Genomic DNA, 11,198 nt, shown 5'->3' with positions numbered 1-11,198 from the left:
TATTTGATTTTATTATGTTAATTTTGGGACTGTGTTATTCTATGATTTTAACGCTAAAAATAATTTACCTGTGCAGAAAAAAATGATGACACCATTGCTCATTGATGCATTAACAATATCTGAAGGTAGGTTTGAAAAACCATGCCCAGCTTTAGTTTTGAAAATGATGTTACTCAATGGGGAAATAAGCAGTGAGTTTTCAGAAAAAATTAAAAATCAAGCATTACTACTGCTCGCGATATATCGTAAGTTATTGCTTGCTGTCGATAGGGATTTATGTAAGGTAAAAATTCTAAAGGACAGTGTGAAAAGAAGACACTGGGGGAAAAATGGATAAAGCACAGGACAAGACAGTGGTTGCAGACCAACTTCGGCTAAAGCGTTTAGATCCAGAAGAAATGATTTTATTTTTAAATACACAGCATTATCTAAATAAGCTGCCTATTTCCTTTGTAAAAAAACTGGTAGGTTGGGCACCACCAGTGGTGAGTGGTACTTTTTTAATCGAAAATGTTTTAGCTGGTTATATCGCCCAAAAGCTTTTGCCATTAGAAAGAATTAAAGTGAAAGAGCTGGGCAAGTCTGTGCAACCCTATTTTCACATAGCTGACTTTTTTGTGCTTTTACCTCAACTAGAAGAACTTTATCAAAAATATCAAAAGCAAATTGTTCGTTTGGCGCCAACGGCAGAAGTTGCTTTAGCTTTAACAGACTTTGGGAAAGCATGGATTTATCGTCTTAGGAGTAGGCTATGAATATTTATTTTCAGCAACTGAAAAAATGGATAAACCAGAATACCCCTATAGAAGAACAAAAACTCCTCCGAGCATTATTTTTATTACGTGCACATTATAGCTTAGCCGGTATCGTTGTCATTTGTCAGCGAATTTTCACCTTGATTGGTGATAATGAATTACCAAAATTTCGTGATGAGCTTAAGACTTTAGAGATCATTAGTGCATTAGAGTATTCTGAGGAATATTCACATTTTTTTTCAAAAACAACGGATAAAAATAAACATAACCCCACGCCGTTGCGCCCCTTTACTGGAGACAGTGGAATTTGTGATTTGCTCTTGCTTAAATCAGGAGAAAATCATAATAATGAGAGTTTTGATACTGTAATTATTTGGTTTTTAGATCAAATTTTTCATTTTCAAGACAAGGTACATGTTCTTGAGCTTTATAGTAGTTATTTAAAGGGTGATGGAAGCATAAAGCTGAAAGACCAAAAAGGATCTCGTGTGTACAATGCCTTTTTAGCGATTAGGCTATTAGGTGATGCTGGTAATACACAGATTTTAGAAGATGTAAAAGCATCACTGCTTCAAAATTCCCCGAAACAACTGATTCAGTTAATGTCTGTTCATGATAAAGATGAACAATTAAATAAAATTTATTATGCATTAAAGCTATTTTTATCACAAATCTGGCAAAATAATCGGCAAAAAAATAAAAAAAAACGTCGAGAATTTTTACACCGTATAGGTTTAAAGCATAGAAAACTGATCTTGCAACGATACGGCTCATTAAGTATTGCTATTCAACCTTTAGAGGATGTAGATGAAATTCATCGTGGTCTAGTCTCAGATGTATTTGAGGATGATGAGATTGAAGAAGATGAAACACCATTGGAGCCCTTGTTTACATTTTTTTTGGCAGAACAATCCGATTTAATTCGAGGGTTTTATGCATCTAAGTCTACTTCTCAGCATGTTGAAGCTACAAATGTTGGTTTAGTTTGGATCAAATGGCGATTGTCCTTAAATTCGATTCAAGAAGTGTTTAGGCTCTGTCAACCTGCAAAACCACCTCATACTGATACCAGCTTAATTTTACGCGCAAAATTAGCTTTAATATTAAGTTTACTCACAGGACGTTCGGTAAGTGAATTAACAGCGCCTCGTTTTAGTCAAAATGCAGATCAGAATAATATTGCTATTCAGTATGATCATACTTTATCTGCATATGTATTAAGTGTGTTTGCAGGGACACCGACACTCAAAAAAAAACCAGAAGATTCTAAATTTCATGTGCCATGGACCAATGAATTACATTTGGTTTTACCGATTGAACTCAATGATTTGGTGAGTCAAGTCAAAAATCTTGGGATTACAAGACATCATATTGCAGTTGAACGTGACGTGAGTGAACTGATTAACCGTGTACCTAAAGAGCTAGAAATCAGCCTCAAAAGCATTCGAGATGTTCTTCCACGGTTGTTATATGATCATAGCCAAGGTGATTTAGCTGTCGTTAAAGCAGTGACGAATGCATCAGGTCGAAATTATGATAACTTGATTCATTATGCCTCTTTTGAACAGAGGCAACTTGAGCAACTCTGGGCTGCTTGTTTAAGAACGATAAAAATTAATATTCCTGAATATATATACTCTTCCAATAAGCGGGTGGGTAGCCCAATTGGAATAAAGATTATTGAAATACAAAATGAAATTACACGAATAAAAAAGAGAATAAATCATGCTGCCGAAGAGAAAGATTGGCAGACGCTCTTTGATAACTTAACATTGTATACAGCATTATGGATGAATCTTGCAACTGCAGGACGAGGAATTAAGCAGCCCTTTCCAAAGTGGATCAGTCAGCAAGGCTGGGCATTGATTCAAGATAAACATCATCAAGATGAATCAACCGATCGTTATGTGCCATTGACGCAAGCGTTGATCAAACAGATTCAAGGTTTATGTGGTTTGATGGGAATGCTAGGGGAGCAAGTTGAACCACGTGTTGATTTATCATCTTATGCTGTGCAACTTTGTGCTCCTCATCAGATTGAAGGTTTAGTTAGAAATTGGGCACGGAAGTTGGTTCGCTCTGATTATAATCAGTTACCTGGACGGTTCAAGGACGCTGGACTTGGGCACTGGATACGGGGTCGTCATCCATGGGATATGTTATCTGTATTTCCTGTATCAGCTTTTCAACAACAGTGGCTTGATGTACAAGAAAACTTGCAAAAACAATTAGGTTTCGAATGTCTTGAAGGTTTTGATTTTTTAAAAATCAAGCATATTCCAATATTTGTTTTAACCCAAGAGGATAAAACAGCTCAAGTAGAGACGAAGTTGAGAATACAATATTCAGAAAATGATGTAAAAGAATGGCTGAAAAAATCAGAGTATGAGTCCTATTGTCCGTTGATTTTTGAGGAAAATCCTGAGCCACAAGTAGCTTTAGAGCTTGGACATCTATTAGCCTCAAATTTAGCTAAAAATAAAAATATTGATTTGCCTCAAGCGATTAAAGCATATTGTGCTTATATTCGCGATGAAGCGAAAATTCCTTTATTCGTTCAGCTACCTCAAAAGGCTCATCGTACATGGCTGACATCTGAAAATAGTTTTAGTACATGGTGTTATATAGAACAAAACTTACTTGATGTTATTCAGAATGATTTAGAAAATTTACCTGAACATCAAAATTGTGATGTTGAAATAGGACGTTTGCTGGTTGTACTCTCGATGTATTCACAATTGTGCAGAGTAAGCCATTTACAAGCAATGTTAGAGTTTATTGCTTCTGATCAGCCTATAGTCGCTATGGGATATAGTCGGCTTATTGAGCTGGCAGTGAATAATGATAGATCTGTGACGAAGATACGCCGTACAGTACTGTTAAGTCCTTATGTCTCGACTTTAATTTTAGTAGACCGACAGTATCTACAGCCCCGATTAAAAGAGATTTTAGCACAGTCAAGAAATCAACAAAGAAAGGATTGGCAAAAGTGTTTTAATACATATTTAAAACAAATAGGGCTTAAGTCAACTCTATCGTTAGCTCAATGGTTGAAAGCTTTACAGCAAAAGGTGATATTAAATAGCACTCCGTTGATTGCAGGTTATATATCAGGCCAAGTCCTGACTGAAGATCTTTCAATAAATGAATTATTACGATTATCCGAATATGAAAAATTAACCACAAGTTTAGATAGCACTGAGCCAAAAAGTAAAATAGAAATAGGCTATGAGCAACTACATTTGTCTGATATTTTAGCGATGATTCAGCAGCTAAAAGGTGAGTCTAGATCAAGCATTTGGCTTAAACAGCTTGCTAGTAATAAAACGAATCACTATTCAGTTAATTTATTAACGTGCTTTGTGCAATGGTTGATTTTACGCTGTGATGCAGAAGAGTTAAGTCTACAGAATCGAAATATGATTCATTTACATTTGGCCATCGTCAGTGCAGGTGTATTGGGGTTTTCAGAAGATTTAACAAAAGATAGCCAGATTGATGAAGATGTGTTTCAAAAATGGATGGAGTTGACGCAAGAGCATTTTCCACATCGCAAGCATCTCGCTGCGTGGAATCGCTTTAGGGATTTTTTAATTCAGTTAAATGATGATCGTATAAGGTTACAAAAGCGTACAGCGCATCAAGCAAGTGCTAAAGTTTTTTCAAAAAATGAAGTGCAGCAGATCGTTCAAATATTACAATCTGTAGAATCTGGGGTGAATGATGCAGCTTTACGTCTAGAGATTCAGCGTCATTTTCGTTTATCTGCGGCGATGGGTGTACGGCGTTCAGAGACACTTCATTTACGGCCCTTAGATATTGATGAGGATATGCTCCGAATTCGTCCTTATGGTGAGCATCAGTTAAAAACGCTTGGATCAGAACGTGTTGTTCCGATGAATTTATTAAGTCATACAATCCAAAAGGGATTAGAAGATATTAATAAGAATCAAAAAGATTCGATATTAATATCTGATGAGAGCAGTGAGCATAGGCATTTTTTTTATCAAATATCTCAAATTTTAAAGAAAGTCACTGGAGATGTTGATCTCAGCTTACATCATTTAAGACATACGTTTGCAAGTGCATATACTTTAAAGTGTTTGGAAACAGTGGTGGATTTTAAAGCGCTTACAATAGAGTTGCCATGGCTACAAAATTGGATGCCATCAAATGAGCAATTTAATACACTAGTCGGCAATGAAGGACAGGTTGGGCAAGGGATTAAAGCGATTAGCCGAGTGCTTGGACATTTACATGAATCGACAACATTAAAGCATTATGTTCATATCTTATTTCTGGCTACTTATGCCTATAGCATGCAACAACAGCAACTCAATTTACATACTGCATTTTTTAAGCGAGTCATGAGTCGGAGTAATTTATTCAGGCATTTCAAAGTGATTAACCAACAGAATGGTAATCTAAAATATGAGTTGAGAGATACCATCGAAAAATATGTGCTCAAAAAAATAGAAAGTCAGAGGTGGGTAATCTATGCCCAAAAAAGAGGGAATTCGACGGGTAAAGTAATTAAACACGAACTGTTTCAAAAGATTGAAGATATTGAGGGGTATCTTATTTCTGGACAGGGACAGCCACAATTAGATATTGAGTCCTGGAAGAGAGCTTTAATTACGATGTCAAACATTCCTTCAGGTAAACGTGGTTCAAATATAGGAAGACATCCATTCTTGACACAAGGAAAATTAGCACGTTTGCCTGAATTACTAAGGGCTGTAGATTTTAATTCCGCACAAGAGATTTTAGAGCGATTTGATTATTTAGAACAAAACCAATCAGAAACTTACAATTGGTTAATAAAAAAATGGTTGTATGAAAGTAATGTAACAAAAGTATTGATGCATTTTACGGCAGAGGATGAACCTATGCTTTCAATCCTTACAGAACATCAGTTTTTTCCGATAGTGATGAAACATAATAAATATGATTATTTTAGAATTATGTCTCAACAAGCGTCATTAAGCGCCGTGCGATGGGTACTAGCATGGTTGAGTGTACGATATTTGGAGATTAGAGATCATATCAGAATTTAAGTAAATATGACTTACGCACGCTTTATTACATAAAGTTTTGAAAGACAGCGCTACCCTAATTGAGCTAAATTCAAGTGACAATTTGGGTATAAGTGCAGCCAAATTCTGTAAATTTGTTCAAGACAGCTAAGTGTGCATGAATATCATTTACCTGACTACATCATACCTTGCATTGTGCAAATAGCCTAAGCATATATTGTTCAACCTAAGGGGCCTAACCTTTGCTTGTCAAATATGTGATTTGCCAAGCAAAGGCCTAGGAATCCGCGAATTTGATTTTTTTCTTCGCTTTCCATTTGATCAATATGTTAAGGATTAATATTTTTTATTTAAAAATGAATAAAAAATTCTAATTTGGTTTGACCAAAGAAAAAGATACCCATATGATAATTACGTTACAGCAAAATCTGTAATCGGGCGTGGAAACCTGAAAATTACTACAGAAGCATTAAAACCGCTTTAGCGGTTTTTTGTGCTTATTATGCTTAGTTTGCCATTATGGTAGGCCAGGCAGGGCAGTCTATGACTGGCCGTCTTCTGTAGTGCGGTATTTCCACCCCTGTTTGGTCTACCTCCATCTCGTGGAAAAGATGGTTGTAGATAGTCAACTCTAAACTACAGGTACTAAACATGAAGATTTTATTATCTAATCCCCCCATTTCTCTTAGGTCTCTTTTGTTAGCGCTGACTGGATATTGACAGTCATTTAATTCACAGCTTTAACCAAATCGAACTATATACATTTTCAAATTTCGTACTTGAGCGAAAGTAGGAAAGTGTTGCCTGGAGAAAATAAGAAATGGGTTCTACACGACTATTGACCAATATTATTCAGCGTAAAGTCATGTTGCCAGAAGAAATGTCACCTTCAATGCAGCGTGACAATTTTGAAGTGGCACTGACTGATTTTGAAAAGCATCCAATCATCAAATGTTTATTTAAGGCGGATAACCAGCGTTCTACGGAATGTTGGAGCGTGCAAGAAATTGCAAACTTTATTGAAGATTGCACAGAAGATCAAAACATCAATTTATGCATTTTGTATTGGAAAGATATACACGGCAATATTTACATTATTGATGGAGCACATCGTCTTTCCTGTATCTATGCGTGGATTAATAGATATTTTGCGGATAAGCAAGTCACTCAAGCACCTAATTTCAATGATCCACAAAAACAAGATATTCGTTACCTCCGCAATTATTTAGGAGATCTCGCTGATTTTCAAAGAATTTGCACTGATGCTGAATTTGCAGAAAAAAAGTCGAAGTTAGAAGATATTAAAATTAGTTTCAGACAGGTAATGGGGACTCCAGAAGATGCACGACGGGTATTTCAATCGATTAACTCAGATACTAAACGTTTAGATAAATATGAGGAATATCACCTAAGAAATCGCGGTAGTGACGCGTATTATGCGATCTATGCCTGTTGTTATATCAATGACAATAAATCTAACCTAGAAGAGCTCCAATATACACGTTTAAATGAGTTGATTGAGTTAGGGGAGAGGATCCACCAGCTACTTTTTTCGACCATTTTATTAGACAATGAAATGAGTCATGGCAAAAAAATTGGCTTGGTCAATGAGCTGATGAATATCATTGCGGGTGATCAGATTCATAATATTATGAGTCTGAATTAGGGGGAGCGCGTTGAAAACCTAATGTCGCATCTGTTGACCATTCTTTGCAGGATAGCAACGCCTGTAAAAAATGCTGGGGTTCCGAGTTTGGGCTTACATCCATACTTATATTTTTATAAGGATCAGCGTTTTCAGATTACTTCTTTTCTTGCATGGTTTTCAATTGTGTATGAAATTCATGAAAGCCGCATGCAGATTCATCATCGAAAGATTAGTTTCAAGGACTTCACCCGGGTACGCCGTAGTATTGAGTTCTTGATCGCCAATTTCCCCGTGGCGACCACTGAAACGGTCGGCAAGTTCGGCAGTGGTATCAAGGGCTATGATCGGCTACAGATTGTCTATAAAGCCTTTATTTGCTTAAGCTTGGAAATGGAGGTTGATTTTGATGATGAGAAATGCCTGAATACCTTTATTCTGTCCATGTCTAAGGCCTTCAAGTACATAAACTTTAACGAGTTCTATGTCGAAAGGTTTTTGGGTGGTTATGATGATGCAGTAGTCAAGAATGTGGTGGGATATGTGGAGTCGATTAGTCCAATTTCTTGGTCAAAGCCAAAGGCCTTTTCGGCATTAACCAAGAGTCTGCTTAAGCACAATTTTGTGGTGGGTAATCATAACCTTTGCCTCATTTGTGATGGATTGATCTATCTTGATTCTACTGAATCGGATCATAGGATTGCCAAAGCCGTAGGTGGGCAAGGCGTTCTAGAGAATGGCCTGCTGGTTCATCCCATCTGTAATAGAATGAAATCAGATCTGAGCCTGGAAGAGATTAGAGCGGATTTGTTTGGTGAATTACTGTATTGAGCAGCAGAGGCGGTAAATTAATTTTCTAAAATTTATCAATGATTTAACTTTTGATATATTCAGCCAATGTGGTTGTTTTTAATTCAGTGCAGAATCATAACTAGAAGCTAGCTGTAGTTTCTGAATGACCGTCAAGGTCCTTAGTTTTGCCTATAGATTCCCCCTATGGGCATTTTTTTTGATCAAAAACATGTATAGGTGACTTTAAAATAAACCTTTTAGCAATTCATACGCAATAAGGCTGATACCATTAGCACAACAAAAATGAGTTCCACTCTAGTTAACATCTTAGTTCCATTTACTTTTCACTTAATTTATATAGCCGTTAAGTCGTAGCATCAATGAAATAACATGACATGGAAAATAATCAAAAAAGATAGAATCTAGATTTTTATTACATTTACTATCCGTATACTTCAACAGCAGCTTTGAATGTTTCACTTAACCTTTAAACTTTTATTAAAATTAAAATATATTCACACATGTATTCTAAAATTTGATAGAATTTATTAAAACTTTAGATTCTAAGTGTAAATAATGAGAAGCGCTAATATTCGACGTGATGGTTACTTAAAATTTCTGAATACATGGCAAGACCGTGATGTCATTAAAGTACTTTCAGGTGTCCGTCGCTCTGGAAAATCCACCTTATTGGCGATGTTTCAACAAGACCTAAAAGCACAGGGTGTACAAGCCGAAAACATCATTGCCATCAACTTCGAATTTATGGAATTTGAAGAACTCACCGATTACGGTAAACTACATGATTATGTATTGTCCAAAGTTGATAAAAGTAAAAAAAATTATGTTTTTTTAGATGAAATACAACATGTTACAAATTTTGAGAAAGTAGTCGACTCTTTATATGTTCGGGATTATATCGATTTATATATTACAGGCTCAAATGCATTCTTTCTAAGTGGAGAACTTGCGACTTTACTTACAGGACGCTATATCGAGCAACACGTTCTACCTCTGTCATTCCAAGAATTTAAACAGTGGCATATTGAAAATAATCCGATCATCCAACAATTATCCAATCGTGATTTGTATGCTATGTATACGCGCAGTAGTTTCCCTTATACGCTTGCCATGACTAGCCAGCAGGAAACTTATGATTACTTGCAAGCGGTCTATGCCAGTGTAATGTTTAAAGATGTTATTCCCCGTTTGAATACTGCCGATATTAACTCTCTCGAGCGTGTCGCAAGATATTTGGCAAGCGTGACTGGCTCACCTATTTCCATCAATAAAATTAAAAATACCTTTATTTCAAGTGGGGTTAAGATTTCATTTGAAACAGTAAAACGCTATATTCAGGGCTTACAGGACAGTTTGTTATTTTATAGTGCCGCACAATTTAAAGTACGCGGGCGTGAGTTATTACAATCCTCTGAAAAATACTATTTAGTTGATGTCGGATTGCGCCGGATTATGTTGCCTGATGCTAATGCTGATCAAGGTCATATCTTAGAAAATGTGATTTATCTTGAGCTTGTCAGACGAGGTTATACGGTTTATGTAGGGCGGGTTGATGAATATGAAATTGATTTTGTTGCTGTCGATACTTTACAGAATTTAACTTATTATCAGGTGGCATTAGAAACGCTCAATGAGGAGACACTCAGCCGAGAGTTACGTCCATTACAGAAAATTTCTGATTCGTATCCCAAGTATTTGCTTACCTTAGACACGATAGGGACTGAAGCGAATTATAATGGTATTGTAAAAATGAGTGCTCTCGATTGGTTACTATCTGAAAATAAGTAAAGTTGAGGGTAGACATGGATACTCTTATTTATTAATTAAAACTCAAAGACTTTTCAGCATCATTCAAGAATGTATTCAAGCATAATTTCTGCTCCAATTGTGATGGATCGATTTACCTCGATTCGATTGAGTCAGACTATCATGATTGAACCAGAGTCGCTTACTGAAAGTAGCGAGAATTGCGCTGGAGTTTCTGAAGGATATTAATTCCTTAGTTTGCCCATTCATCCATGTGGGCTTTTTTTTGATCAAAATACAATGCTGTTCTTGCTAAAAAATGACGGCACCCACCATAAAACACAATATTCCAAAAATAATCCAAGGCCAGATCTTTGTCTTCGGTTGTTCTAAATTCTGAGGATTATATTCCGTGTGTTCTAGCGATGTCGGTTGTGGAACACGGGTCATTTTAGAGTAAGGCTGGTGTTTAGAGTAAGATAGTCCCGTACCTGGAATACCGACACTGGTTCGCGTACCTTTTTTCCCAATATTTAGAGAAGCACCAGGTTTGCCAATGCTGGCACTGCTGATGCCTTTATGGGTCAGATTAATTTTAAAACCCGGGAATAATTTAATACTTTTACGAAATCTAAAACCCATATTTCTCTCATTCTAAATTTAGCTCAATTTACGCTCTACACCAGGATCCATGATCTGCTAGAGATCGTACTTTGACGGCTATCATCACGATACTAGTATATTTTTTATCTGGTGATTGCAATACTACCTTTAAATACCGTCAAAAATGTTTACTGTATATTTGCTGTAGGGTAATCTTAAAGCTGCTACTTATTGACTGATTGGTATATGACGACAGATAAGCATGAAGTCCTGCTACGAATGCGAGCGATCGAGCTGCTTGCATACTGGGAAGGTCGTTTGGTTACCAATCGTTTGATGAGCTGGTTTGGACTTAGTCGACAGCAGGCTTCTGCGGATATCAAGCGCTATAATACGCTGTATAACCCCGATGCCTTGATTCATGACCCCTCCGTCAAAGGTTATGTACCTAAAGTCAGCTTCCAGCCTGTACTGACTACAGCGCATATCAATGAATATCTCAATATGCTCTCGGGCTTGGTCAGTGTATCGAAATAGTCTATTGCCATTAAAAGGGCTTTGTTGCACAAAGATTTGAAATGCAAAGCGCCCCAAATTGAG

3 protein-coding genes and 3 pseudogenes are annotated in these 11,198 nt (G+C 36.6%); 5 read left to right on the top strand and 1 reads right to left on the bottom strand.

Translation table 11 applies throughout. From position 1 onward, the window contains the following. Window positions 1–82: 82 nt before the first annotated feature. The 4 genes and pseudogenes from ADA42_RS15490 to ADA42_RS15470 all read left to right on the top strand — a co-directional run bounded on the left by ADA42_RS15490 (window position 83) and on the right by ADA42_RS15470 (window position 10,037). Window positions 83–755: pseudogene (locus tag ADA42_RS15490) on the top strand (hypothetical protein). Then, window positions 752–5,812, top strand: coding sequence for a tyrosine-type recombinase/integrase (locus tag ADA42_RS15485; RefSeq protein ID WP_048766104.1), 5,061 nt, complete (start codon window positions 752–754; stop codon window positions 5,810–5,812). Before ADA42_RS15490 ends, ADA42_RS15485 begins: the two are co-directional and overlap by 4 nt. Before the next feature lie 799 nt (window positions 5,813–6,611). After that, a pseudogene (locus ADA42_RS18810) lies at window positions 6,612–8,267 on the top strand (HNH endonuclease signature motif containing protein). 537 nt (window positions 8,268–8,804) lie between these two features. Then, window positions 8,805–10,037, top strand: a complete 1,233-nt coding sequence (locus ADA42_RS15470; RefSeq protein ID WP_048766102.1) for an ATP-binding protein — start codon at window positions 8,805–8,807, stop codon at window positions 10,035–10,037. A 270-nt stretch (window positions 10,038–10,307) separates the two neighbouring features. On the opposite strand, the gene ADA42_RS15465 is transcribed toward ADA42_RS15470, so the two are convergent. Continuing rightward, window positions 10,308–10,637, bottom strand: coding sequence for a DUF4236 domain-containing protein (locus tag ADA42_RS15465; RefSeq protein WP_048766101.1), 330 nt, complete (start codon window positions 10,635–10,637; stop codon window positions 10,308–10,310). A 207-nt stretch (window positions 10,638–10,844) separates the two neighbouring features. Between ADA42_RS15465 and ADA42_RS15460 the strand changes: the two are divergent. Next, window positions 10,845–11,129, top strand: a pseudogene (locus ADA42_RS15460) (WYL domain-containing protein); the annotation flags it as partial. Between the last annotated feature and the right edge of the window lie 69 nt (window positions 11,130–11,198).

Source organism: Acinetobacter sp. 243_ASPC (genome assembly GCF_001054715.1).
Classification (GTDB): domain Bacteria; phylum Pseudomonadota; class Gammaproteobacteria; order Pseudomonadales; family Moraxellaceae; genus Acinetobacter; species Acinetobacter soli.
Note: the sequence above shows the minus strand (reverse complement) of the source record. Positions and strands in the feature narration are given on the sequence as shown.

Excerpts from the sequence above, each read along its gene's own strand:
- ADA42_RS15485 (WP_048766104.1), top strand. The coding sequence starts at position 752 with ATGAATATTTATTTTCAGCAACTGAAAAAATGGATAAACCAGAATACC.
- ADA42_RS15470 (WP_048766102.1), top strand. The coding sequence starts at position 8,805 with ATGAGAAGCGCTAATATTCGACGTGATGGTTACTTAAAATTTCTGAAT.
- ADA42_RS15465 (WP_048766101.1), bottom strand. The coding sequence starts at position 10,637 with ATGGGTTTTAGATTTCGTAAAAGTATTAAATTATTCCCGGGTTTTAAA.